The sequence below is a fragment of the Methyloversatilis discipulorum genome, from assembly GCF_000527135.1.
Taxonomy (GTDB): Bacteria; Pseudomonadota; Gammaproteobacteria; order Burkholderiales; family Rhodocyclaceae; genus Methyloversatilis; species Methyloversatilis discipulorum.
This window is the reverse complement of sequence record NZ_AZUP01000001.1, coordinates 4,154,769-4,179,262: the sequence shown is the minus strand read 5'-3', so window position 1 is coordinate 4,179,262 and position 24,494 is coordinate 4,154,769. Positions and strand designations below refer to the sequence as shown.

Annotated in this window: 26 protein-coding genes; 23 read left to right on the top strand and 3 right to left on the bottom strand. The window is 66.9% G+C overall.

All coding sequences use genetic code 11. The features are described from left to right. The 13 genes from mdcG to METFAM1_RS0119380 all read left to right on the top strand — a co-directional run bounded on the left by mdcG (position 1) and on the right by METFAM1_RS0119380 (position 13,436). The gene (gene mdcG, locus METFAM1_RS0119440; protein WP_019917235.1) at positions 1–660 is read left to right on the top strand and encodes a malonate decarboxylase holo-[acyl-carrier-protein] synthase; all 660 of its coding nucleotides are present in this window, start codon (positions 1–3) and stop codon (positions 658–660) included. Next, the gene (gene mdcB, locus METFAM1_RS0119435; RefSeq protein ID WP_024300862.1) at positions 657–1,532 is read left to right on the top strand and encodes a triphosphoribosyl-dephospho-CoA synthase MdcB; all 876 of its coding nucleotides are present in this window, start codon (positions 657–659) and stop codon (positions 1,530–1,532) included. Before mdcG ends, mdcB begins: the two co-directional genes overlap by 4 nt. After that, positions 1,529–2,416, top strand: coding sequence for an acyltransferase domain-containing protein (locus METFAM1_RS0119430; protein WP_019917233.1), 888 nt, complete (start codon positions 1,529–1,531; stop codon positions 2,414–2,416). Before mdcB ends, METFAM1_RS0119430 begins: the two co-directional genes overlap by 4 nt. Before the next feature lie 384 nt (positions 2,417–2,800). Further along, on the top strand, positions 2,801–3,310 hold the full coding sequence (locus METFAM1_RS0119425) for a sigma-70 family RNA polymerase sigma factor (RefSeq protein ID WP_019917232.1): 510 nt from the start codon (positions 2,801–2,803) through the stop codon (positions 3,308–3,310). Continuing rightward, positions 3,307–4,071, top strand: a complete 765-nt coding sequence (locus METFAM1_RS0119420) for a DUF3379 family protein (protein ID WP_024300861.1) — start codon at positions 3,307–3,309, stop codon at positions 4,069–4,071. Before METFAM1_RS0119425 ends, METFAM1_RS0119420 begins: the two co-directional genes overlap by 4 nt. A gap of 79 nt (positions 4,072–4,150) precedes the next feature. Further along, positions 4,151–7,477: a DEAD/DEAH box helicase gene (locus METFAM1_RS0119415; protein ID WP_019917228.1), complete on the top strand. Its 3,327-nt coding sequence runs from the start codon at positions 4,151–4,153 to the stop codon at positions 7,475–7,477. Between the two features lie 273 nt (positions 7,478–7,750). After that, complete coding sequence (gene lepB / locus METFAM1_RS0119410) at positions 7,751–8,671, top strand: signal peptidase I (RefSeq protein ID WP_019917226.1); 921 nt, start codon at positions 7,751–7,753, stop codon at positions 8,669–8,671. Positions 8,672–9,051: 380 nt separating this feature from the next. After that, positions 9,052–9,369 carry an addiction module antidote protein gene (locus METFAM1_RS0119405; protein WP_019917225.1) on the top strand — a complete coding sequence of 106 codons (318 nt, stop codon included), beginning with the start codon at positions 9,052–9,054 and terminating at the stop codon, positions 9,367–9,369. A 167-nt stretch (positions 9,370–9,536) separates the two neighbouring features. Then, positions 9,537–10,997 carry a PEP-CTERM sorting domain-containing protein gene (locus tag METFAM1_RS21265; RefSeq protein WP_081627173.1) on the top strand — a complete coding sequence of 487 codons (1,461 nt, stop codon included), beginning with the start codon at positions 9,537–9,539 and terminating at the stop codon, positions 10,995–10,997. A 104-nt stretch (positions 10,998–11,101) separates the two neighbouring features. Continuing rightward, positions 11,102–11,539, top strand: coding sequence for a hypothetical protein (locus tag METFAM1_RS0119395; RefSeq protein ID WP_232419839.1), 438 nt, complete (start codon positions 11,102–11,104; stop codon positions 11,537–11,539). Between the two features lie 111 nt (positions 11,540–11,650). After that, positions 11,651–11,935 (top strand): hypothetical protein, encoded by a 285-nt coding sequence (locus tag METFAM1_RS0119390; RefSeq protein ID WP_019917222.1) that lies wholly within the window; start codon positions 11,651–11,653, stop codon positions 11,933–11,935. A gap of 43 nt (positions 11,936–11,978) precedes the next feature. Then, a complete protein-coding gene (locus METFAM1_RS0119385) occupies positions 11,979–12,614 on the top strand; it encodes an FMN-dependent NADH-azoreductase (protein ID WP_019917221.1) in 636 nt (211 codons plus the stop codon). A gap of 18 nt (positions 12,615–12,632) precedes the next feature. Then, on the top strand, positions 12,633–13,436 hold the full coding sequence (locus tag METFAM1_RS0119380; RefSeq protein ID WP_024300860.1) for an alpha/beta fold hydrolase: 804 nt from the start codon (positions 12,633–12,635) through the stop codon (positions 13,434–13,436). 402 nt (positions 13,437–13,838) lie between these two features. On the opposite strand, the gene METFAM1_RS0119375 is transcribed toward METFAM1_RS0119380, so the two are convergent. After that, entirely contained in the window at positions 13,839–14,291 is a 453-nt protein-coding gene (locus METFAM1_RS0119375; RefSeq protein ID WP_019917217.1) for a hypothetical protein, read from the bottom strand. Positions 14,292–14,770: 479 nt separating this feature from the next. Between METFAM1_RS0119375 and METFAM1_RS0119365 the strand changes: the two genes are divergently transcribed. The 5 genes from METFAM1_RS0119365 to METFAM1_RS0119345 all read left to right on the top strand — a co-directional run bounded on the left by METFAM1_RS0119365 (position 14,771) and on the right by METFAM1_RS0119345 (position 16,997). Continuing rightward, positions 14,771–15,175 (top strand): DUF3597 domain-containing protein, encoded by a 405-nt coding sequence (locus METFAM1_RS0119365; RefSeq protein WP_019917215.1) that lies wholly within the window; start codon positions 14,771–14,773, stop codon positions 15,173–15,175. Positions 15,176–15,248: 73 nt separating this feature from the next. Continuing rightward, the gene (locus METFAM1_RS0119360) at positions 15,249–15,608 is read left to right on the top strand and encodes a GFA family protein (protein ID WP_019917214.1); all 360 of its coding nucleotides are present in this window, start codon (positions 15,249–15,251) and stop codon (positions 15,606–15,608) included. Continuing rightward, complete coding sequence (locus METFAM1_RS0119355; protein ID WP_019917213.1) at positions 15,605–16,027, top strand: VOC family protein; 423 nt, start codon at positions 15,605–15,607, stop codon at positions 16,025–16,027. The genes METFAM1_RS0119360 and METFAM1_RS0119355 overlap by 4 nt, the downstream gene beginning before the upstream one ends. Continuing rightward, on the top strand, positions 16,024–16,590 hold the full coding sequence (locus METFAM1_RS0119350) for a peroxiredoxin (RefSeq protein WP_019917211.1): 567 nt from the start codon (positions 16,024–16,026) through the stop codon (positions 16,588–16,590). Before METFAM1_RS0119355 ends, METFAM1_RS0119350 begins: the two co-directional genes overlap by 4 nt. After that, a complete protein-coding gene (locus METFAM1_RS0119345) occupies positions 16,587–16,997 on the top strand; it encodes a DUF1499 domain-containing protein (RefSeq protein WP_019917210.1) in 411 nt (136 codons plus the stop codon). The genes METFAM1_RS0119350 and METFAM1_RS0119345 overlap by 4 nt, the downstream gene beginning before the upstream one ends. Here the strand turns inward: METFAM1_RS0119345 and METFAM1_RS0119340 are convergent. Further along, positions 16,981–18,771, bottom strand: coding sequence for an ATP-binding protein (locus METFAM1_RS0119340; RefSeq protein WP_019917209.1), 1,791 nt, complete (start codon positions 18,769–18,771; stop codon positions 16,981–16,983). The two genes, METFAM1_RS0119345 and METFAM1_RS0119340, sit on opposite strands and share 17 nt — an antisense overlap. Before the next feature lie 185 nt (positions 18,772–18,956). Between METFAM1_RS0119340 and METFAM1_RS0119335 the strand changes: the two genes are divergently transcribed. Then, positions 18,957–19,664: a prepilin-type N-terminal cleavage/methylation domain-containing protein gene (locus METFAM1_RS0119335; protein ID WP_019917208.1), complete on the top strand. Its 708-nt coding sequence runs from the start codon at positions 18,957–18,959 to the stop codon at positions 19,662–19,664. Positions 19,665–19,706: 42 nt separating this feature from the next. Here METFAM1_RS0119335 and METFAM1_RS0119330 read toward each other — a convergent pair whose 3' ends face one another. After that, entirely contained in the window at positions 19,707–21,677 is a 1,971-nt protein-coding gene (locus METFAM1_RS0119330; protein WP_019917207.1) for a monovalent cation:proton antiporter family protein, read from the bottom strand. Between the two features lie 143 nt (positions 21,678–21,820). Between METFAM1_RS0119330 and METFAM1_RS0119325 the strand changes: the two genes are divergently transcribed. Genes METFAM1_RS0119325 through lptA form a run of 4 tightly spaced genes read left to right on the top strand, consistent with a single transcriptional unit; the run spans position 21,821 to position 24,469 of the window. Continuing rightward, positions 21,821–22,810 (top strand): KpsF/GutQ family sugar-phosphate isomerase, encoded by a 990-nt coding sequence (locus METFAM1_RS0119325; protein ID WP_019917205.1) that lies wholly within the window; start codon positions 21,821–21,823, stop codon positions 22,808–22,810. Further along, positions 22,807–23,337: a KdsC family phosphatase gene (locus METFAM1_RS0119320; RefSeq protein ID WP_019917203.1), complete on the top strand. Its 531-nt coding sequence runs from the start codon at positions 22,807–22,809 to the stop codon at positions 23,335–23,337. The genes METFAM1_RS0119325 and METFAM1_RS0119320 overlap by 4 nt, the downstream gene beginning before the upstream one ends. After that, entirely contained in the window at positions 23,334–23,915 is a 582-nt protein-coding gene (gene lptC / locus METFAM1_RS0119315) for an LPS export ABC transporter periplasmic protein LptC (RefSeq protein ID WP_019917202.1), read from the top strand. Before METFAM1_RS0119320 ends, lptC begins: the two co-directional genes overlap by 4 nt. After that, a complete protein-coding gene (gene lptA / locus METFAM1_RS0119310) occupies positions 23,912–24,469 on the top strand; it encodes a lipopolysaccharide transport periplasmic protein LptA (RefSeq protein WP_019917201.1) in 558 nt (185 codons plus the stop codon). The genes lptC and lptA overlap by 4 nt, the downstream gene beginning before the upstream one ends. Positions 24,470–24,494 lie beyond the last annotated feature (25 nt).

Sequence of the window (24,494 nt, the reverse complement as noted above, 5' to 3'; positions counted from 1 at the left end):
ATGCACGGCCCGCGCCGTCACGATCTGGTGTGGCTGCGCGCTGGCGCGCCGGTCGAACTCGCCACCTGCTGCGCCAGCGCCGCCGCAGACGTCGAGCGCTGGCGCGCCGCCGGCCGGCCGCTGGTGGGCGCGCGCAGCGACGACCTGCCGGCCGGGCGCATCCGTCTGGGCCTGACGCTGCCCGGCACCGGCGAACGCCGCCGCGTGTCGCTGGTCGCCGCGTGCGCCGACGTCGAGCGCTGCGCACCGCCGCCGTCGCTCGATGCGCTGGTCGACACGCTGCCCGCCGCGCATCGGCCTCCACTGCACGCGCTCGCCGGTCGCTGCGTCGCCCTCGGTTTCACGCCGCGCGTCTATGGCTCGCTGCTGTGGCAGTCCTTGAGTGGCGAACCCTGTCTGCGCGCCAGCAGCGACCTCGACCTGCTGTTCGACATCGAGGACAGCGGCGCTCTGCCGGCACTGCTCACGCTGCTGCAGAACACCGACAGCCCGCTGCGCCTCGACGGCGAAGTGCGCTGCGGCATGTACGCGGTGGCCTGGCGCGAACTGGCGGCCGCGCTCGACGGTCGCGGACCGCGTCGCGTGCTGGCGAAGTCGGACGACGGCGTCGCGCTGATCGACGTCGCCGAACTGTGGACTGCGCGGAGCCGCGCCGCATGAACGCGCCGGCGCGGATCACGCCAGCCCCCGTCGCCGACTGCGAGCGCATCGGCCGGCTCGCCGTGCGCAGCCTCTTCCGCGAGGTGGCGCTGGCGCCCAAGCCCGGCCTGGTCAGCCCGGTCGACAACGGCAGCCACGACGACATGGACATGTCGACCTTCTTCCGCAGCCTGTTCGCACTGCGCCACTACTTCCGCGATATCGCCCGCGCCGGGGCGGAGGGCGCCGCCTTCGCCACGCTGCAGACGCTGGGACAAGCCGCCGAAACGCAGATGCTGGCCGCCACCGGCGGCATCAACACGCACCGCGGTGCCATCTTCAACCTCGGCCTGCTGTGCGCCGCGGCCGCTCGGCTTTCGGCACAGGGCGAACCCACCCGCGCCAAACACGTCGCCCGCACCGTCGCCAACCGCTGGGGCGCCGACATCCTCGCCGCGCGCCCCGCCGACGGCACGCCGCAGGCCGACAGTCATGGTCTCCGCGTCGCCCGCCGTCACGGCACCACGGGTGCGCGCGAACAGGCGGCCGGGGGCTTTCCGGACGTGATCGACGCCGCACTGCCGGCGCTACGCGGGGTACTCGCCGCGCCCGGCGAAGCGCACGAAACGCGCGCCGCGGTACAGGCGCTGTTCGTGCTGATCGCGCGCCTGGACGACAGCAATCTGCTGTGGCGCGGCGGCCGCCTCGGCCTCGACTACGCGCAGGGTGCGGCACGTGCCTTCATCGAAGCGGGCGGCGTGTTCGCCGACGACTGGGCGACACAGGCGCAGGCCACGCACGCGGCCTTCGTCGCCCGCCGGCTCAGCCCGGGCGGCGCGGCAGACCTGCTGGCGGTGACGCTGTTCCTGCACGAACTGGAGGGCGCGGCGTGAGGCTGGTCGTGCTGTTCAGCGGTCAGGGCGGCCAGACGGCAGAGCATCTGTCCGAACTGCGCGCCGACGCGGACACGCGCGCCCTGCTGCCGGCGCTCGACGCATTGCGCGACAACGATCTGGCCAGCAACGTCACTGCGCAGGTCGTGATCAGCGCGCTGCAGGCACTGCGCTGGCGCCGCCTCGCGCCTCGGCTGCCGAGGCCGCTGCTGTTCGCCGGCTACTCGCTGGGCGAACTGAGCGCGTTTGCGATCGCCCGCGGGCTGCCACCGAAGGACTGGTTCGATCTCGCCGCCCGACGCGCCACACTGATGGACGCCGCCACCGCGCAGCCGTCCGGCCTGCTCGCCGTGCAGGGACTGCCCGAAGCGGCGCTGCGCGCAGCGCTCGACGGCAGTGGCTGCAGCATCGCCATCCGCAACGGCGACGCCCACTTCGTTGTCGGCGGCGCAAGCGTCGCGCTGAGCGAACTCGAACACACCTTGCCCGCGCGCGGCGCCCGTCGCTGCGTGCGACTGGCTGTGCACACGCCGTCGCACACACCGCTGCTCGCCGCCGCGCGTGCGCCGCTGGCCGAAGCGCTCGCGCCGTGGGCCGACGGTCGCCTGTCCGTTCCGGTCATCGCCGGCATCGACGGCCGCGTGCAGCGCGACGCCGCCGATGCCGTCTGCGCGCTGGCGGCCCAGGTCGCACAGACCATAGACTGGTCCACCTGCATGGACACCGTGCTCGAATACGCGCCCGACGCCGTGCTCGAAATCGGCCCCTGCAACGCGCTGGCGCGCATGCTGGCCGAGCGCGCACCTGAACTGCCGGTGCGCGCGGTCGACGACTTCAGCGGCGACGCCGCAGTGGTCGACTGGCTGGAGCGGATGGTCGGGTAGGCGCGCCACGAGCGAGCCACCGCCGCTGTCGGGGTCAGATCCCGGCTCTGACGGCGGCAGGGTTGCGCTCTCGTGGGAGCGACCTTTGGTCGCGATGCGGCCTCGACGGGCCTCACGCTCCAATCAAGGCTGCCATCGCGAGCAAGCTCGCTCCCACGAGATCCCCGCTCCCGCCGCGGGTCTAGCGCCCCCTGTGGGAGCGGCCTTGGCCGCGACACGGCCACCACTGTCCGCCGGCATCGATACAGGCCCCTGTCGGGGTCAAGACCCCTCCCACAAACCCCGGCCCCTGCGACCGTACGCGCACGATTCCTCTGCAAGCCATGTAAGGTTGCTCCCTGCCTCCCGGTCTTCAGGGTTGTCAGCGCATACACGGACCATTTCGTGATACTCGGATTCAGCAAACGCAAGAGCTTCGAACAGGCGGTGCGGGCCTTCAGCCCGGATCTGTACCGCTTCGCCTGGTGGTTGTGCCGCGACAAGTTCGTCGCCGAGGACCTGGTGCAGGAGACCTTTGCCCGCGCCTGGAAGTCGTGGGACGACATCAAGGACTCCGCGGCCACCAAGAGCTGGCTCATCACCATCGTGCGCCGCGAACACGCGCGGCTCTACGAGCGCAAGCAGTTCGACTATGTCGACGTCGAACTGGAAGACCTGCAGATCGCCGCCGACCACGAACCGATAGAGCTCTTCGAAATGGAAAACCTGCTCGGCAGCCTGCCGCTGACGCTGCGCGAACCGCTGGTGCTGCAGGCGCTCGGCGGCTTCTCGTGCGCCGAAATCGCCGACATGCTGGACACCACCGAAGGCGCGGTGATGACCCGCCTGACCCGCGCCCGTCAGGCGCTGCGCAGCGCACTGACCGGCCAGCCGGCGCGGAGGGCCGAATCGTGAGCTCCCCTGACGACAAGAACATGACTTTCAACTGCATCGACTTCCGCCGCGAAAAGCTGGCCGACCCCCGCCGCCTGTCGGAAGCGGCCGAGGAACACCTGATCGCCTGCCCGGCCTGCCAGGCCTTCTCGCGCCGCGTGAACGCCGGCGAACGCATGTTGCAGCAGACGGTGGCCGTCGACGTGCCGGACGGTCTGGCCGAGCGCATCCTGGTCGGCAGCCGGGCGCGCACCCGCTCGCCGCTCAAGCTGTGGGCGCTGGCTGCCAGCATGGTGCTCAGCCTCGGACTGGGCGTGCAGTACTGGCACGCCGCGCCTGATCGAGAACATGTCGCGCTGGCGGTCGAGCACGTGATGCACGAGCCGGAGGCGCTGATGAGCACGCGGCTGATCGAACCGCAGCGCGTCGCCCAGGTACTGGAAAGCTTCGGTGCCGAGGTCAAGGTGCCGCTCACCGCGGTGCGCTACGTGAAGCTGTGCCCGGTTCCCGGCGGCACCGGCTGGCACATCGTGTTCGACACGCCGGACGGTCCGGCCACCGTGCTGCTGATGCCGCAGAAGGACAGTCGCGTGCGCACGCTGACCACGCAATACCGCGGCATGGGTGTGCATGTCGAAGCTGGCGGTCAGGGCGTGGTGGCCGTGGTGGCGCGCGACCCCGATCGGGCGCGCGGCGCCGCCGGCCTGCTGCACCAGCACGTCAGCTGGACACCGACGGCGGCGCTGAATACAGACGAGCGGGGTATCCGGCCGCGTAGCTGACACCGCAGTTTCATGGCACGACGGGGCGCAGGGTTTACAATCCTGCGTCCATTTTTTTGGCTGCCGTGCCTCGCCCGCGATGGAACTGACCCGCCTGCTGTCCCAGCTCGACAACCGGATGCTCGGAGAAATGTTCTCCGAAGACACCATCGTGCGCGGCAGCCAGTACGTGACGCGGGTCGGCGACATCGACGTGCAGGGGCCGACGCTGCGCGCGCTGGTGCGCGGCACCCGGCCGCAGCCCTACCAGGTGACGGTGCGGCTGGAGCGGCGCGAATACTTCGGCGAGCGCACGCTGGAAATCGCCACCCGCTGTTCCTGCCCGGTCGGCAACCGCTGCAAGCACGCGGTCGGCCTGCTGCTGGCGGCGAAGAAGCAGGGCGAACTGATCGAGCGCCCGCGCGCCGAGGTGCTGCGCTGGGCGCAGACGCTGCAGAAGCGCCTGAGCGAAGAACCGACGGGCGCATCGCGAAAGCGCGCCGCACCGAAGGAATCGATCGCCTATCTGATCACGCCGCGCGGCAGCCAGCCGGCCGACCTGCGCCTGCTCAAGGCCAAGCTCACCGACCGCGCCGGTCGCGACAGCACGCCTGGCGGTGACAGCCAGCCCTGGTTCAACTTCGAGCAGGCGCTGCTTAAGCCGCCCGCCTTCGTGCAGGACAACGACCTGCCGGTATTCCGCACGCTGCGCGACGCGATACGCAAACGCGCGACCAGCGTGTTCGTGCCCTTCGAACTGCGCGGCAGCGACGGCCTCGCCGTGCTGCGCGCCGCGCTCGACACGGGCCGCTGCTTCGTCCGCGCCGATGAGGGCAGCGACGACGCGCGCCCGCTGAAGCCGGGCGAAGCGCGCGCCGGTCAGCTCGAATGGCAGACCGAAAAACTCGGCGTGCGCGCCCTGCTCGCGTGCACGCCGCCGGCCGACTGGACGCTGCCGACCGACCCGCCCTGGTATCTCGACGTCGCCCGCGGGCTGGCCGGCGAAATCACCCACCCGGCGCGCGAAGCGGTGCAGGCGGTGCTCGAACTGCCGTTGCTCACCACCGCCGAACTGCCGCTGGTGGCCGAGGCGCTGGCCCAGGCCGCACCCGCGCTGCCGTCGCCGCTGGGCCGCGACGCCGCCAGCCTGCCGCTGATCGAAGAAGCACTGCGCCCGGTGCTGAAGTTCACCAGCCTGCCGGTGTGGCACGTGAAGCCGCACCGCCGCTACGACAAGGCGCTCGGCCACGCGCTGTACGACATCGCCACGGTTGCGCTCAGCTACGGCCAGGCGAAGTTCGCCGCCACCGACAGTTCCGACCTCGCGACGCTGCCCAACGGTCGCGCGGTGCGCGTGAAGCGCGACAGTGCGGCCGAACAGGCGGCGCTGGCCCTGCTCGGTGAAGTCGGCTTCGCGCCGGTACAGGCGCGCTGGCTGCAGATGTACGAATCGCTGCCGGTCGGCGCGCTCGGACTGGAGAGCGAAGAAGCCTGGGCACGCTTTTTCGGCGACGCCGCCGGTCGCCTCACGCGCGCCGGCTGGCAGATCGAGTGTCCGCCGGACTTCCGCCACCGCGTGCTGGTGGTCGATGAATGGCACGCCGAACTGGACGAGAACGAGAACGGCTGGCTCGAACTGTCGCTCGGCATCGACGTCGGCGGCCGCCGGCTCGACCTGGCACCCCTGCTGCATGCGCTGTTCAAACGCGACGGCCGCTGGCTGGACCCGATCGCGCTCGACCGCATGCGCGACGAGGACACGACCGATCTCTTCACCGCCGAAGGCGAACGCATCATCGTGCCAGCCGGCCGCATCAAGCCGCTGGCGCGCACCCTGGTCGACCTGTTCGACAGCCCCGCCGGCGGCGCGCTGCAGGTGTCGCGCATGGACGCACCGCGGCTGGCCGAAGCGCTCGACGCGAAATGGACGCGCGAGGGCTTCAAGCCAATCGAACAGTGGGTCGAACGCCTGCGCGGCATGCACGGCGTCGCGCCGGTCGACGCGCCCGAAGGTTTCGGCATCGAACTGCGGCCCTACCAGCGCGAAGGCCTGGCCTGGCTGCAGCACCTGCGCGCGCACGACCTGGGCGGCATCCTGGCCGACGACATGGGCCTGGGCAAGACCGCGCAGACACTGGCCCACCTGCTGACCGAAAAGCGCGCGGGCCGGCTCGACCGCCCGGCGCTGGTCGTGCTGCCGACCTCGCTGGTGTTCAACTGGCAGCGCGAAGCCGCCCGCTTCGCGCCCGAACTGCGCGTACTCAAGCTGCACGGCCCCGATCGCGGCGAGCGCTTCGCCCAGGTGCCCGAGCACGACGTCTGCCTCACCACCTATCCGCTGCTGTGGCGCGACCACGAAAAGCTGGCCGCGCACGACTACCACCTGCTCATCCTCGACGAAGCGCAGACGGTGAAGAACGCCGGCAGCCAGGCCGCGAAAGCGGTGCGCCTGCTGCGTGCCCGCCACCGGCTGTGCCTGACCGGCACGCCGCTGGAAAATCATCTGGGCGAACTGTGGGCGCAGTTCGACTTCCTGCTGCCCGGCTTCCTGGGCGAACAGAAGGACTTCACCCGCGGCTGGCGCACGCCGATCGAAAAGCACGGCGACCCCATCCGCCGCGAACTGCTGGCGCGCCGCGTGGCGCCCTTCATCCTGCGCCGGCGCAAGGACGACGTCGCCGCCGATCTGCCGCCGAAGACCGAAGTGCTGCGCACGGTCGAACTGACCGGCCGCCAGCGCGACCTGTACGAAACCGTGCGGGTGGCGATGGACAAGCGGGTGCGCGAAGAAATCGCCAGCCGCGGTTTCGCCCGCGCGCGCATCGTCATCCTCGACGCGCTGCTCAAGCTGCGCCAGGTGTGCTGCGACCCGCGCCTGCTGAAGTCCGACGCCGCCGCCCGCGTGAAGGAACGCGCCAAGCTCGATCTGCTGATGGACATGCTGGAAAACCTGCTGGCCGAAGGCCGCAAGGTGCTCGTGTTCTCGCAATTCACCGGCATGCTCGACCTGATCCACGAACAGCTGGTCGAGGCCGGCATCGGCTGCGTCATGCTGACCGGCGACACGCAGAACCGCGAAGCCGTCGTGCGCCGCTTCCAGGAAGGCACCGTACCGGTGTTCCTGATCAGCCTGAAGGCCGGCGGCGTCGGCCTCAACCTCACCGCCGCCGACACCGTCATCCACTACGACCCCTGGTGGAACCCCGCCGCCGAGAACCAGGCCAGCGACCGCGCCCACCGCATCGGCCAGGACAAGCCGGTCTTCGTCTACAAGCTCATCGTCGCCGGCAGCATCGAAGAACGCATCGTCGCCCTGCAGGAGAAGAAAGCCGCTCTGGCCGAAGGCATCCTCGGCAACGACGAAGCCGCGCTGGAGAAATTCGGCGAGAACGATCTGGCGGCGCTGCTGGAGCCGCTGGCGGAGTGAGCGGGATCAATCGATCCCGCTGCACGGTTCGGGCTGAAATCCTGCTGGCATCCTCTTCGCGCCTCTGGTAGCGTTCGCCGCCATGTTGTCGGCATCCGGATACGGCCATTGATCGAAGCTTCCCGGCCCACCTCGGTGCGATACGAAGCTGAGCTCCATTCGGCGCCCTCCACTATTCGAACGGGACGTCGACCTCGGGAGTAAAGGCATCACACGGGCGATAGCGAAGTCCAGTTTCGGGGAACGCATACCAACAAACAGGAAATCGATGCGATGAACGCCAAACCGAATCGCTGGGTCGCGGTGCTGCTGGGGATATTCCTGCAGCCGGGGGCCATGCTCTATGTTGCACGGCCCGGGTGGGCGCTTTTCTACTTCCTGCTCGCCCTGACAATGGGCGTGTTGGGCGCGATCTATTCCCGCGCCCAGTCCGGCGAGAACCTGATCGTGTTGATCCAGTTCGCCATCCTTCTCGCGTGCGCGGCACACGCCTACCATCTTGCGAGGACCTATCCGGACGGAAAGCGCCGTCCCGCCTATAGCCGCTGGTACGGCCTGCTCGGCGCGATGGCAGCGGTGTTCCTGATTGTCATCACTGTCCGAGCGTTCGTCGTAGAGCCCAACAGGTATCCGTCTTCGGCAATGCTCCCTACCATTCCGCGGGGCGCCCTGCTGATCACCCAGAAATGGGGTTATGGAAACTACAGCCTCTTCGGCGTAAACGTCCACCGCTCACCGATCACTTCGCCGCTCGTTCGCGGCGACATCATCGTCTTCGAATTTCCGATGGACAGATCCGTGCCCTTCGCTCAGCGCCTGATCGGCCTCCCCGGTGACAAGGTGAGCTACAAGGGCGGCCGTCTGGTGGTGAACGGCGAGGCGCTCGCCTTGCGCCAAATAGCCGACTTCATGGATCCGAAGACTTCCGAGCGGCTGCGCGCCTTCGTGGAATCACAGGGCGACATCGAATATTCGATCATCCGGCAGCAGGAAGCCCGCGACACAGCCTCGATGGTCGTCGACTTTCCGCATCGAGACCGGTGCATCTACGAAGCTGACGGGCTCACCTGCGACGTGCCGCCAGACCACTACTTCGTGATGGGCGATAACCGAGACCAGAGCGCCGACAGCAGGGTGTGGGGTTTTGTACCCGCCGACCACGTCGTCGGAAAAGTACGCTACATCGTGCGCTGAGGTGACCACCACCGAGGTCTGTCGCGACTGCGCGGCGTAGAGAAAGGCTTCGTCGCGCTGCCTGAAACGAAAGCTGCCCTGGCGGAAGGCGTTCTCGACAACGACGAAGCGGCGCTGGAGAAATTCGGCGAGACCGATCTGGCGCCCCTGCGGGGGCCGTTGGCGGAGTATGCCGCCACGAACTCAGCACATAGGCATTTCGACCAATGTCAGCCCGAGCACGGTCACCGGACAATCCGTAAGCCCGATCCCGGCTATCGCGTCTATTGCAGTCAGCGCGGAAACGTCCTGCTTCTCCTGCTGGCCGGCGGCGAAAAGTCAACGCAGCAGAAGGACATCGAACGCTCAATCCGGCTGGCCCGTGCCCAAGGAGAAGAAGCATGACCGCCTCGAAGAAGACCGCACCGCCGCAGCTGCGCACCTCGCCCTATTGCGTGGCAGAGCATCTGCGCACGCCGGAAGAAATGGCCGCCTACCTCGACGCCTGGCTCGAGGATGCCGCCGACGACGTTTCCGGAATCACCCGCGCACTTGGTGACGTCGCCCGCGCCAAAGGCATGAGTCAGGTCGCTCGCCACACCGACCTGAGCCTCGAAAGCCTGTGTCGAGGACCGAGCGAGGATGGCAACCCGAGCTTTGCCACGGTGCAGAAGGTTGCGCGGGCGCTGGGGGTGAGGCTGCATGTGACAGCGATGTGAAGATGCGCGTCAGACCATCGGCGGATGGCGTTGAATCACGCGACAGGCAATCATGCGTCGTACGTCTCGTTTCACGCGCGAAGTTGCATGATCCTCGCGCTGCCCCTCGATATCAGAACCGTGATCTGTTCCCAAAAACCCTGTCCCCACCGTGATGTAAGAGAAAAATGAAAAATATTGTTTTCATTCTTATCGGTCTTGCTAACACAGCAGTTTGCGCCGAGACTGATTTTAATGTCACCGAGATAGGTAATTTTTCCCCTTGGGCCTGGTCATCTCCGAGCGAAATCGTTGGAACCGCGTACTCAGAGAATGGACCATCTTCGCTGGTCGTCTACCAACACGGAAATCTCACGAATCTTGGCAACATTACAGATGCCACTTTAATTTTGCCTCGGGCTATCAACGCTTCAGGACAAATCATCGTGAACGCCTTAACGACACAGGGCACGAATAGCTATCTGATCAATGGGTCATCTTGGACACCAATCCAGATACCACGTCAATCATCGTATGATCCCTATCAGCTCATCGGCTCCACTCATGCTATCGGGCTGACGAGCGATGGAACAGTTTACGGCTGGTATGACGCGACGAACAATATCGGGAGCGCTTCAGTCGGCTTCACCTATCGTGACGGCGTATATCGTGACCTACACGACGAAATTCCCATGCAACACAGTCGGGTCATCGGGGTTGGCAGCGACCATTCAATTCTGATCAATGCGCACAGCGCGTACGGCTTGGATTATTCAGTAATCCGACAAAGCCACCTAGGTTCCACAACGTTCACACACCCAAACCGCAACAATGGAGAAGTAACCGGTGTAGCCATGAATGGGGACGGCGGGTTCGCCGGAAATATAAGTACGACAGAAGGGGGAAGAGTATTTCGTGTCGACGCCGACGGCACTTATCACGAATTCGCCGCCCCAATTTTGCCGACACCTACGGGTTTCGAACCTAATACCACTAGCATGTACCTCAATAATTTTCCGCTCGCAACAAGGCCGATGAACCAATCTGGAGCAATTGCCGGGACCATCGAAAACGCGGTATTCGTCTTTCATTCCGCGCAAGCTCCCGATGGGACGCTGCTTTCAGCGGGTGGCGGAGCGCTAATGCTGGATGGGAGAGCGTTTGTGGAACAGCAAGGCAAGGTGGAAATCTTACCCCTTCCGCTTGATCTGAACGATCCAATGGCAAATCTGAGCTTCAACCATATCCAAACTGCAGGGATTAACAATCTTGGCACGGTGTGGGGAACCATAAGTCACACCGACTACTTCTATCAGGTCGCCCAATCGGGAAGTGTTGGCCAACCGGCCTATTTCTTGACCGTAACTTCCGACAGCCTGAGCACTCCATTTATTCAGATCAATCACAAAGGCTTCGATATCAAGTCCTTGCTTGATGAAGCCACGGGCGTGTCACACTTCTCAGTAGATATTATCGACGTGGACGATCACAACAATGTTCTTATTCAAGCCTGGGAGGACGTCAACACGATCTCTCCTCGGGCATATGTGCTAACCCTCGTTCCCGAACCCGAAACCTACACGCTAATGCTTGCCGGACTCTGCCTGGTGGGCTTCGCTGCCCGTCACAAAAAACAGCACTGCGCCTGATCCCGACAGAAATCCTGAATCGTCCCGGCGTCTTGACTCGTACCGCTTGGGGGGAATAGGGAACAGTCGAAGTTTTTAAGAACGAGACACTATGACGCGAGAACATGCGGCGGATTTATTTTGACTTTCAACTCCGCGCCTCTTTTTTGGCAGCAATCGCCGGGGACGAGCTCCGCCCGCATCAAGAGAACTCATCGAATTTAGCTGGCGCGACGCCTGTTCCCCTTTCATCGCTCACCATGACTCCACTCCTCGAACGATTCCTGGCGGGATTGTTTGTCTTCTGCATTGGTCTCCTGTTGCGCCACTTCGACAAACTCAAGGAAAAAGAAACGCAACGAGAAATTGAGCAGTTCCGCCGAAGCTTAGAGAGCGATCACAAGCGAATCATGTTCATGGATTTCATGCTCGCCATGTTCGGTTCGTACGGACCGCGAATTGCGCAGCTCGTCGTCTCGCCATTGCTCGCATGGATTCTGATCATTGGCGGCGCGGTCAGGATGGGTGACTCCATCATTCTTTTGTACTGGCCGAATCCATGACAGTCTGGCGGGGCTTTTTTGCGTTGAATCCCGGCTGCGCTCAAGCAGCGGATTTTTGCCGCCCGGCAACGCTTCGATACTGAGCGCCGTCCTTTCCTCGAGAACGTAGCCATGCCGACCGAGACCAGAGAACTTCCCGACGATCCGAAGGCTCGGGTTGCAGCAACTGCGAAGCCCGCGAGGGATACGACCGACGCATTCGCCCACGACGCGAACGCCGAGAAGACCTGTCCAGCAGAACAGGAAGCCAGCGCGGTCAACGTGGCGAAGGATCGCTACGCACGCATCCTCGCTTCAGGCGAGACAATTCCGTGGCAGGAACTGCGCCGCTACCTGATCGCTCACATCGCAGGCATGGCACTCCCGCTACCGGCACCGCGCAGACCGGTGCTGTAACCGCTTTCCCCCTCTCGTCTGAGCATTTGCCCCCGGAGCCCCCATGCCCCACCTCCTCCACATCGAATCCTCCCCCCGCAAGCAACGCTCCGCCTCGATCGAGGTCGCGCGCGCCTTCATTGACGCCTGGCAGGCGGCGAACCCGGATGGCACGGTGGATGTGCTCGATGTGTGGTCCGAGTCGATGCCGGAATTCGATGGCGCGGCGCTGGATGCGAAATACGCCGGCCTGACCGGTACGCCGCTGACCGACGCGCAGGCAGCGGCGTGGGCGCAGATCCGCGCGCTGGCGGCGCGGTTCCAGCAGGCGGACCGGCTGCTGATCAGCGCGCCGATGTGGAATTACTCGATTCCGTACAAGCTGAAGCAGCTGATCGACGTGGTGTCGCAGAAGGACCTGCTGTTCACCTTCGACGAGCGCGGTCAGCTCGGCACGCTGGGGCACTGCAAGGCGGTGCTGGTGCTGGCGCGCGGCGTCGAGGTGGGCGACGCGCCGGATGCGCTGAAGTCGGCGGAATGGGATCTGCAGCGCCAGTATCTCGACCTGTGGCTGCGCATGGTCGGCATCACCGAGGTCGAGCACGTCCTCGTGCAGAAGACGCTGTATGGCCCGGAGGTGGATGCCGGCTCGCGTGCCGAGGCAGCAGCGCGGGCCGCCGCGCTGGCGGCGACCTTCTAGCGTCTGTTGCGGCGCGCGATGACCGCTCACGCCCCTCATGTCCGCGCATCGGGAGCCGGCCCGTCGGTGATCTGCCTGCACGCGAACGCCAGCAGTTCGGTGCAGTGGCGAGGCGTGATGGATCTGCTGTCCGCCGACCACCGGGTGCTTGCGCCCGACCTCTACGGCGCCGGGCGCAGCCCGGACTGGCCTTCGGACAGCCGGATCGCGTTGAGCGACGAAGTCGATTTCCTGGCGCCGGTGTTCGACGAGTCGGGCGAGTCCTTCGTGCTGGTCGGCCATTCCTACGGCGCGGCGGTGGCGCTGGTCGCCGCCCTGATCTGGCCCGAGCGCGTGCGCGCGCTGGCGATCTACGAGCCCACGCTGTTCGCCGTTGTCGACGCGCGGCAGCCGCAGCCGAACGGCACCGAGGGCATACACGCCGCCGTGGCGGCGTCGGTGGCCGCGCTGGACGGCGGCGACCTGCACGAGGCGGCCCGCCATTTCATCGACTACTGGATGGGCGACGACAGCTTTGCTGCGATGCCCGAGCCGCGCCGGCAGGCGGTCGCGGAATCGATGCGCAATGTGCGGCGCTGGGCGCACGCGCTGACCACCGAGCCAACGCCGCTTGAGGCCTTCGCCGCGCTGGATATGCCGGTGCTCTACATGCTCGGCGCCTCGTCGCCGGCGTCGGTGCATGCAGTGGCGAATGCACTGATACCGCGACTCCCAAAGGTGGAGGTCGTCGAGTTCGCCGGGCTGGGCCATATGGCGCCGGTAACACATCCCGATCAGGTCAATGCGGAAATCGTGCGCTTCATTGCGGAAGTTGCGCCCTGAGGGTTGCGCCGGGCGCGGTGTCGCGGCCGCGTCGCGGTCAGAAGAAAGCTCCCACAGGGATCGCGCCTGATTCCTGGCTGGAGTCAAGGCGGGTGTTCTGTGGGAGGGGTCTTGACCCCGACAGCGGCCTGCATCGAAGCCCGAGGACTGCAAAGGCCCAGTCGCGGCCAAGGCCGCTCCCACGGGGAAGACGCCCAAGTCACGCCCGGCGCCTGGGCCGGGATTCTGTGGGAGGGGTCTTCTGACCCCGACAGCGGCCTGCAGCGAGGCCGGCGGACGGCATCGGCCCTGTCGCGGCCAAGGCCGCTCCCACAGAGAACCCGCTCCGTCGCCATCATGAGCGCCCGGACCGGGGTACGGCCGATCAGGACGACGTCACCCGGTCGACGCCCATGCCGCTGCTCAGGCCCTGCCGCCGCCCGCACCGATGATCAGGTTGAACACCTCCCGCGCCAGCAGCAGTTCGACCGGCGCGCCGCCGCGCAGCGCGCTGATCGGACGGAACACGCCACCGTGCGGCTCGAGTGCGGCCTTCGGCGACTCGAAGGTGGTGAAGCGCAGCAGATGCACGCGAATCGGACCGGCGTCGGTCGATACCTGGTGATCGAAGTCGACGGCAAGCTCAAGCTCGACCGGGTTCAACCCGAGCCGGGCAACCACCGCCGCCTTCACTGCATCGCCATCCTTGATCGCGGCCGTTCCGCCGGACGGAGCAAGTGCGGCTGCCGACGGTGGCAGCGGGGCCGGCGCCAGCAAGGTGTCGCCCCATTTCGCGAACACCAGCGCCGCACTGTAGCTGTCGAAATGCACCAGCATCGCGCGATTGGCAATCAGTACATCGTCCTGTGTATTCACCGTCTGCTCCCTTGTCGCAGCGGGCGATACGGTGCGCGCGACGTGGGCGCGCCCGACCGCTCTGCCTGTGTCATGACAACTTCGTGCGCCGGCATCGACCAGACGCCGCTTCGACGCTGCGCGGCACTGGCCGGAAGTATGGCCCGCCGACAGAGCTGTGCAGCGTCGCCGTCGCCAATCCGGAGAACATCGGTGCGGCGCGCGCCGCGGGTCCCCGGTTTCATCCACGGCCACGGCTTCGAAGACCCGGACGGCCGCATCCGGGAACTGTCGTACATGAACATGAGCGCGATGCCGGGCGACTGAAGCCAGCGCACCGCAGGGTGACGGTCGACGCGCAAGGCTGTTAGCATGAACCCGCCTGACCCGGCCTCACGCCGGATGCATCGCCCGCCCCCACGCACAGCACCGGGCTCTCCGCCCGGGTTTCACGCGCATCCCCGGGGGCGTCACTCACCCGCCAATAGAAGGAGTCCGCCATGGGCCTGTTCAACACCATTCTGGAAAAGCTCGGTTTCGGCAAGAAGGACGATGCACCTGCGGCTGCCGCGCCCGCACCCGCACCGGCATCGACACCCGTAAGTGCGCCCGCTGCCCCGGTCGCGCCGGCACCGGTCGCCATTTCTCCGGTCGATGTCGTATCGAAGCTCGAGGCGCTGGCCGCGGCCAATACGCAGAAGCTGAACTGGAAGGTGTCCATCGTCGACCTGATGAAGCTGCTCGGTCTGGACAGCAGCCTCGACGCGCGCAAAACACTGGCGACCGAACTGGGCTGCCCGCAGGACAAGATGAGCGACTCGGCGCAGATGAATATGTGGCTGCACAAGACCGTGCTGCAGAAGCTGGCCGAGAACGGTGGAAACATCCCGAAGGAATTGCTCTAAGGTCTGTTGGCATTCAGGCTCATCGGCCCGGCGCTTCGTCGCGAAGATCGGGCCGCACCGCAAGGAGATCTGCATGAACTACACCGGAAGCTGCCACTGCGGGCGGATCGCCTTTGAGGTCGATGGCGAACTCGCTGGCGAACTGACGGGCGTCGTCGCCTGCAACTGTTCGATCTGCCGGCGCAAGGGGGCGCTGATGTGGTTCGTGCCGCGCGCGGCGCTGAAACTGAAGACGTCCGAATCCGACATGGCGAGCTATTCCTTCAACAAGCACGTGATCAAGCACCGCTTCTGTCCGCACTGCGGCATCCATCCCTTCGGCGAGGGCAGGCGGCCGGACGGCGTCGAGAGCGCAGCGATCAATGTGCGCTGCCTCGACGACGTCGACATCGAATCGCTGCCGGTGAAGCACTACGACGGCCGCGCGCTGTGAAGCCACGCATCACGCTGATCACGCTGGGCACCGACGATCTGGCGCGCGCCGTCGCGTTCTTCCGCGACGGGCTGGGCTGGCCGACCAAAGGCATCGTCGGCGCCGAACATGAACACGGCGCGGTGGCCTTCTTCGATCTGCAGCCCGGGCTGAAACTGGCGCTGTGGCCGCGCGCCAGCCTCGCGCACGACGCCGGCATCACCGCGGGCGCAGCCGACCCGGCCGGCTTCTCGCTGGCGCACAATGTCACGTCGAAAGCCAAGGTCGATGCGGTGATGACCGAAGCGAAGGCAGCCGGCGGGCAGATCGTCAAACCGGCGCAGGACACCTTCTGGGGCGGCTACGCCGGCTACTTCGCCGACCCCGATGGCCATCTGTGGGAGGTGGCCTGGAACCCGCACTGGGAACTGCCGGAATGACCGCGCCACTCACCACGCTGCCCGACGACCTGCCGGTGCCTATCGACGACGGCGCCGCCGTCCACCTCGCGGGCCTGTCCCTGCCGGCGCTCGCGCTGCCGGCGACCGACGGCCGCACCGTGCAGCTGGCTGCGCTGCCCGGCCTGCAGGTGATCTACATCTACCCGATGACCGGCCGCCCCGGCGTGCCGCTGCCCGAGGGCTGGGACGCGATACCCGGCGCGCGTGGCTGCACGCCGCAGTCCTGCGCCTTCCGCGACCACCACGCGGAGCTGGCCGCGCTCGGCGCCGGCGTGTTCGGCCTGAGCAGCCAGAACAGCGACTATCAGCGCGAGGCGGCCGAGCGCCTGCACCTGCCTTTCCCGCTGCTCAGCGACGCCGGCCTCGCGCTGCGCGACGCATTGAAGCTGCCGGTGTTCCAGGCGGACGGCCGCACGCTGTACCGCCGGCTCACGCTGATCGCCGAGCAGGCGCGCATCGTCAAGGTGTTCTACCCGGTGTTTCCACCGGACCGCAATGCGGCCGACGTGGTCGACTGGCTGCACACACGGAGACCGTCATGAAGATCGCCGTCGTGCCACTGCTCGCGCTGCTGTCGTCGGTAGCGCTCGCCGCGCCGCCCGCGCCGACGCCCTGCCCCGACAAGCCGAACTGCGTGTCGACCGAAGCGTCCGACAAGGCGCAGATGGCGCCGATACCGTTCTCTGGCACGGTAGCCGAAGCACAGGACGCACTGCGCCGTGCGATCACCGCACAGCCGCGCAGCACGATCACGCGCGACGAGCCGGGCTTCGTCGCCGCGGAGTTCCGCTCGCGCGTGTTCGGCTTTGTCGACGCCGCCGAATTCGTCATCGATGCCGATGCGCGCGTCATCCGCTTCCGCAGCGGTGCACGCAGCGGTCACTACGACTTCGGCGTGAACCGCGAACGGATGGACGCGCTGCGCGCCGCACTCAGCCCGGCGCGTTGAGCGGACGCAACGCCGGTTCGAGCGCGAAACGCACGCAGCCTTCGTGGTTGTGGTCCAGCCGCAGAACGAAGCCTGCCGCCTGCGCGAGCTTCGCCGCCTGGTAGAGCCCGACGCCCAGACCGGCCGCCGAACTGACCGGTTCGCGCAGCAGCGAATCGGCGAGCGCCGGCGCGATCGCGCTGCCGCTGTCCTCGACCGACAGGCGCTCGCCGCCGAGCCGTAGCACCACGGAGATGCCCGGCTCGGCCTGCCGCTTGTGCAGCGCGTTGGCGATCAGGTTTTCGGCGACGGTCGTATACAGCGCGCCGGGCAGCCACAGATCGGGTTCGGTCGCGCCCTCGACCGCCACGCCGTCACCGGCGAAACGGGCGGACATCGATTGCAGCCATTCCGGCGCCGGCATCCATTCGCCGTCGGCCGGTTGCGGCCGGCGCAGTTTTTCGAGCGTCGCTTCGAGCCGCGCGGTGATCACCGGCAGCTGGCGCGCCAGCAGCGCATTGGCGCGCGCCACGGCATCCGGGCCGTCGGCTTCGCGCGCGGCGTAACAGAGCGTATTCAGCGACTGCAGCAGGTTCTTCACGTCGTGCGTCAGGCGTGCGCCGGTGTCGTGGATGGCCGAAAGGTAGCTCAGACGGCGCAGTTCTTCGGCGCGCAGGCGGGCCTGGTAGAACTGGCCGAGCAGTTGCACCAGCAGGTTGAAATGCCACACCAGCCCGCCGGACAGCGGCCGCTGCGTGAAGATGGCCAGTTCGAGCAGCGGGTGCTCGAAGTCGTAGCGCTGCGCACCGCGCCGCCCGAACTGACCTTCATGCGCGCGGCCGCCGCCGCGCGTGCGCCACTCGCCGCCGGCCACCAGCGGTAGCGCCGACAGGCGGTTGGCGGCGCGGGCAACGAAGTCCTCCGGTCGACCGTCTTCCTCCGCCAGCGCAGCCAGGCTTTCCAGCCATCGTTCGTAGGGCAGCGCCAGCGACAGCACGTAGCGGGTGAAAGCCACACCCAGCCCGCCGAAGCCGCCGCGCGGATTCCACGCCCAGCTAAGCAGCATGAGCATTGCGGCCAGCACCGTCAGTGTGCCGAGCAGGGCGCGCAGGTAGTCGACGCCGGCAATCAGCATGGCGGCCAGCGTGCCCAGCGCCAGCACCGCCAGCAGCAGCAGCACGAACAGGCCGGACACGAAATCCAGCACTTCGCGGTCGCGGTCGGCGCGCTCGTGGCCGGGCACGCCGAGCATGACGGTCAGCGCCAGCGGCGACAGCCACAGGCCCAGCGTGTCGATGCCAGCCGGCAGCGACAGCCCGGGCGGCAGTGCGCGCGGCAAGGCGACGGTGAACAGCGCGGTGATCAGATAGGCGAGCGCGCCGAGGTAATAGATGCGCGGCCCGCGCGAGGTCGAAAAGAACACCTTGCCGCCGACCAGACCAGCCAGCAGCAGCATCCACAGGCTCAGCACCGCCGGGCCGTAGAAAATCATCAGCGCCAGCACGACTGCCCCGAGCAGGACCAGCGCGCGCGCGTTGAGCCGGCTCTGCGCGCCAACCAGCGGCTGCCACATCAGCAGCAGCCCGATGTGCGACAGCAGCGCGACGCGCGCCAGCGTCACGTCGTCACCTATCCACAGCAGTCCGTGCAGGCTGGCCAGCACGGACAGCAGCAGCCAGGGCCGTATCCGCGTCAGCCAGTCGAGCAGGCGCGGCGTCGCTTCGCGCGGACTCACCGGCGCGTCCTGCGCAGTCGGCGGCATGCGGCCGCGGCGCGCGGCGGGTGACCGGAACATGACGGAACTGTCGAAATACGGTCAACTTCTGCGCAGCGGGGCGACCGACTCAGGGCGTCCGTACCGCTCCGTTGCGCGGACAAGGAAAAAAACTGTTTCGGATTCAGCACGATGCACACCGCCACCGCTGACACGCCGCAACGGGCACGGATCGTGCAGTGATGTGGCTATCAAGGAGGACTTTCATGAGATCCACGCAAAACGGTTTCACACTGGTCGAAATCGCCATCGTTCTGGTCATTATCGGTCTGCTGCTCGGCGGCGTGCTGAAGGGTCAGGAACTGATCAACAGCGCCAAGGCGAAAAGCCTGGTCAATGATTTCCGCACGATATCGACCGCCGTGTACGCCTACCAGGACCGTTTCCGCTTCATGCCGGGCGACGACCCGGCTGCCACCCAGCATGTCGGCGGCACCAACGCCAGCAGCCCGTCAGGCGAAGCCCGCGGCAACGGCCGCGTCGGCGGCAACTGGAACTCGACCACCACGACCGACGAATCCTTTCTCGTCTGGCAGCACCTGCGCATGGCCAATCTGCTGACCGGCAACAGCAATTTCAGCGACATCAACAGCTACTTCCCGAAAAACGCCGACAACGGCAACATCGGCATCACTGGCGCCGTGCCGATCAGGCCAGCAACGGAGACCGCGACGTCGTCCAGTTCCGCATCGGTGCCGATGACGGGCGCCTTCTTCATCTGCTCGGACGGCATTTCCGCCCGACTTGCCCGCCAGGTCGACGCGACCATGGACGATGGCGCCACCAACACCGGCAATGTGCGCGCAATGGCCCAGGTCGATGGCGCCGGTGCAGCCAGCGGCACCGCGATCGAAATCACCGCCGAACGGGAACGCAACAGCAGCGATCTGTACACGGTCTGCGTCGCCTACTGATCTTGCCGCCGGGTAGCGTCCGCCGCCCGGCCCCCTGACCGACTACCCCTTCAGCAGTTTCGATTCCGCCCGCGCCAGTTCAGCCGGCTCACCGAGCAGCACCACCACGTCGCCGTTCTCGAAGGCCAGATCCGAACTCGGTTCGAGCGCACGGATGCCGCGCCGGCGGATCGCGCTCACCTCGACCCGTACATCCTCGAAATGGAATTCGTCGATGCGGTGGCCGATGGCCCAGGCGCCCGGGGCGAGCGCCACCGAGTGCAGCCGCTTGTGCTGCGCCTCGCTGACCGCCTCCTCGGCCAGATGCTCGGCACCGCGATACAGACCGCGCAGCAGGTGGTAGCGGTCGCCGCGCAACTGGCGGATGCGCTTGAGCACCCGCGCCAGCGGCACGCCCAGCAACACCAGCGCGTGCGTGGCCAGCATCAGCGACGATTCCAGCGACTCCGGCACCACTTCGGTGGCGCCGGCGGCCGACAGCTTGTCGTAGTCGCGCTCGTCGAAGGTGCGTACCACCACCGGTATGTCGGCGCGCAGCTCGTTAGCCAGGCGGATCACCCGCATCGCGGCGTCGGTATCGACGAAGGTGACGACGACGATGGACGCGCGCGCGATACCGGCGGCGATCAGCGTTTCGCGCCGGCCGGCGTCGCCGAACACCACCGTTTCACCGGCCGCCGCCGCTTCGCGCACGCGCTCCGGGTCGAGGTCGAGCGCGATGAATGAAATGCCTTCGTTTTCGAGGAAACGGCCGAGGTACTGGCCGTTGCGGCCGTAACCGCAGACGATGGCATGACCATCGGTGGCCAGTGACTGGGCGGCGATGGACGTGAGCTGCATCGAGCGCAGCAGCCACTCGGACGGCACCAGCCGCAATACGATGCGGTCGGCGTAGTGGGCCAGTATCGGCGCGGTGAGCAGCGTGAGCAGCAGCGAGGCGAGCACGATCTGCAGGATGCGGTCGGGAATCAGGTGGGCGGAATCGGCCAGCGCCATCAGCACGAAGCCGAATTCGCCGCCGGCGCATAGCCACAGGCCGACGCGCAGCGCATTGCCGGGCGACGAGCCGAAGAAGCGCGACGCCGCAGCCGCCACCGCGAACTTGCCGATCAGGATGAACAGCACCGTCACCAGCACGAAGAACAGCTCGGAAAACACCAGCGCGAGGTTGAGCTTCATGCCGATGGTGACGAAGAACAGCCCGAGCAGCACGTCGCGGAAAGGCTTGATGTCCTCTTCCACCTGGTAGCGGTACTGCGTTTCCGAAATCAGCATGCCGGCCAGGAAGGCGCCCAGCGCCAGCGAAAGCCCGGCCACCTCGGTGGCGAAGGCCATGCCTAGCGTCACCAGCAGCACATTGAGCATGAACAGTTCGGGCGACTTGCGCATCGCCACGATGTGGAACCAGCGCTGCATCAGCCGCGGGCCGAGGTAGAGGATGACGGTGAGCGCCACCGCCGCCTTGACCGCCGCCAGGCCAAGCGCCTCGACGCTTTCCTCGGCGCCCAGCGCCAGCACCGGGATGACCACCAGGAAGGGCACGACCGCCAGATCCTGGAACAGCAGCACGCCCACCACCTGCCGGCCGTGCGCGGAATCGAGCTCCAGCCGCTCGACCAGCAGCTTGATCAGCACCGCCGTCGACGACATCGCGATGGCGCCGCCGACCGCGATCGCGCCCTTGAAGCCAAGCCCGAACAGCCAGGCGAAGCTGACCACGCCGAGCACGCTGAAGGCGACCTGGGCAGCGCCCAGGCCGAATACCAGCCGCTTCATCGAGAACAGCTTGGGCAGCGAGAATTCGAGCCCGATGGAGAACATCAGGAAGACGATGCCGTACTCGGCAAAGTGGCGCGCTTCGTCGGTATCGGGAATGAAAGCCAGTGCGTGCGGGCCGGCCAGCGCCCCCACCAGCAGATAGCCCAGTATCGGCGGCAGGCCGATACTGCGGAAGAGGCCGACCACCAGCACCGAGGCGGTGAGCAGCAGTAGAACCAGCTCGAGGGCAGACATGGTGACGATGTGTTCGGCCGTCAGCGCTTTCCGGGAGCGGCCGCCTGTCGGAGCAGGTTGTTATAATCCGCGCCGATCATAACCGATCGCCCTTGCGCCCGTAGTACGGGCGATTACACGCCTTCGCCCACCCCGCCCCGCGCATGACACAGCCTGCCCCACCGAAGAACGAAGACATCCTGGCCTGCGCCCGCCGCGTGCTCGCCATCGAGGGCAGCGCGCTCGAAGCACTGTCGGCGCGCCTGGGCGACGAATTCGCGACGGCGGTGCGCCTGATCCTCGACAGCCCCGGGCGGGTCATCGTCAGCGGGCTGGGCAAGTCCGGCCACATCGCACGCAAGATCGCCGCCACGATGGCCAGCACCGGCACGCCGGCTTATTTCGTTCATGCGGCCGAGGCGCTGCACGGCGACCTCGGCATGATCCACCGCGACGACGTGCTGATCGCGCTGTCCAATTCCGGCGAAACCGCCGAACTGCTGGCCATCGTGCCGCTGGTGCGCCGCCAGGGGGGCCGCACCATCGCGATGACCGGCAAGCCCAGCTCGACGCTGGCCACGCTGGCCGACGTGCATCTGGATGCGGGCGTGGCGATCGAAGCCTGTCCGCTCAACCTCGCCCCGACCGCCAGCACCACCTGCGCGCTGGCGCTGGGCGACGCGCTGGCGGTGGCGCTGCTGGAAGCACGCGGTTTCCGCGAGGACGACTTCGCGCGCAGCCACCCCGGTGGTGCGCTCGGCCGCCGCCTGCTCACCCACGTGCGCGACGTGATGCGCGCGCGCGACGCGGTGCCCAGCGTCGGCGTCGCCGCCACCGTCACCGAAGCGCTGCTGCAGGTGACCCGCGGCGGCATGGGCATGACCGTGGTGCTCGACGACGCCGGCGCTGTGGCCGGCGTGTTCACCGACGGCGATCTGCGCCGCGCCATCGACCGCCTGGGCGACGTGCGGACGGTGCCGGTGGCCGACGTGATGAGCCGCCACCCGCGCACCATTCCGGCCGGCCGGCTGGCCGCCGAAGCGGCCGACCTGATGGAAACACAGCGCGTGAACCAGCTGCTGGTGCTCGACGAACACGGTGCGCTGGCCGGCGCGCTGACCATGCACGACCTGATGCAGGCCAAGGTGATATGAGCGAAACCTCCGTACTCGATGCCGCCCGCAACGTTCGCCTGATGGGCTTCGACGTCGACGGCGTGATGACCGACGGCACCATCTGGTTCGGCCCGGACGGCGACTCGCTGAAGGGCTTCAACACGCTGGACGGCCACGGCCTGAAGATGCTCGCCGGCGCAGGCGTCGAAGTGGTCATCATTTCCGGTCGTTCGTCGCCGGCGGTGCGCCACCGCGCCGTCAACCTCGGCATCACCACCGTACTGCTCGGCGTCGAGAACAAGCGCGAGGCGATGCGCGAACTGGCGGCCGAACGCGGCATCGCGATGGAACATTGTGGCTATATGGGCGACGACATCGTCGACCTGCCGGTGCTGCGCGCCTGCGGCTTCTCGGCCGCGCCGGCCAACGCCCACTTCTTCGTGCGCCAGCACGTCGCCTGGGTGGCCGAAGCCGACGGCGGCCGCGGCGCCGTGCGCGAAGTCTGCGAATACCTGCTCGACGCCCGCGGCGCACTCGACGCACTGCTGCAGGACTGCCTGCGTTGAACCTTCAGCGCAACGTCCAGCAGGCCCTGCCGCTGCTGATCCTGATCCTGCTGGTCGGCCTGACCATGTGGCTGGAGCGCGCCACGCGCGTCGACGACCGCCCGTCCTCGGGCAAGCTCAGGCACGATCCGGACGTGATCGTCGACAACTTCACCGTGCGTCGCTTCGACCCCAGTGGTCAGGTGCAGCACACGCTGACCGCGCAGCAGCTGCGTCACTACCCGGACGACGACACCACCGAACTGGATCAGCCCTTGCTGCTCTACCGCGGCAAGCAGTCGCCGACCCGCATCAGCGCCGACCGTGCCCAGCTGATGAAGGATGGCAAGGAAGCCATCCTGCGCGACAATGTGCGCGTGCTGCGCGAAGCCAGCCCCGGCAATCCGGAAATGACGCTGGAAACCAGCGTGCTCAACGTCTACCCGGACGACGAGATCGCCCGCACCGACAAACCGGTGAAGCTGACGCAGGGCAAATCGGTCGCGCACGGTGTCGGCATGGTCGCCGACCGCGTCAAACAGACCTACATACTCGAATCGCGCGTCAAAGCCACCCTCGAAAGAACCCGCCGCCCATGACTCTGCGCCCTGCCCTCACCGGCCTGATCCTGCTCAACCTCGTGCTGGCCACCGGCCTGAGCACGCCCGCCCGCGCCGAGCGTGCCGACCGCGAAAAACCGGTCAATCTGGAAGCGGACAAGGTGACGGTCGATGACCGCACCCGCACGCACACCTTCGAAGGCAACGTCGTGTTCACGCAGGGCACGCTCACCATCAAGGCCAACCGCGTTGTAGTGACCCAGGACGCCACCGGCTACCAGAAGGGTGTGGCCACTGGCGGCGAAGGCGGTCTCGCACGCTTCCGCCAGAAGCGCGAAGGTCAGGACCTGTGGATGGAAGGCGAGGCGGAACGCATCGAGCACGACGCCAAGACCGAAATCACCCGTTTCTTCGTGCGCGCCCACGTGAAGAGCGGCGGCGACGAAGTGCGCGGCCAGTACATCGAGTACAACTCGATCAGCGAGAACTACACGGTCACCAATTCGGGCGACGCCAAGGCGGTGCCGTCGGCTGGAGACCAGTCCAAGCGCGTGCGCGCCATCATCCAGCCGAAGTCGGCGCCGAAGGAGTGAGGCGTCGCCGGGTCATGAAAATCAT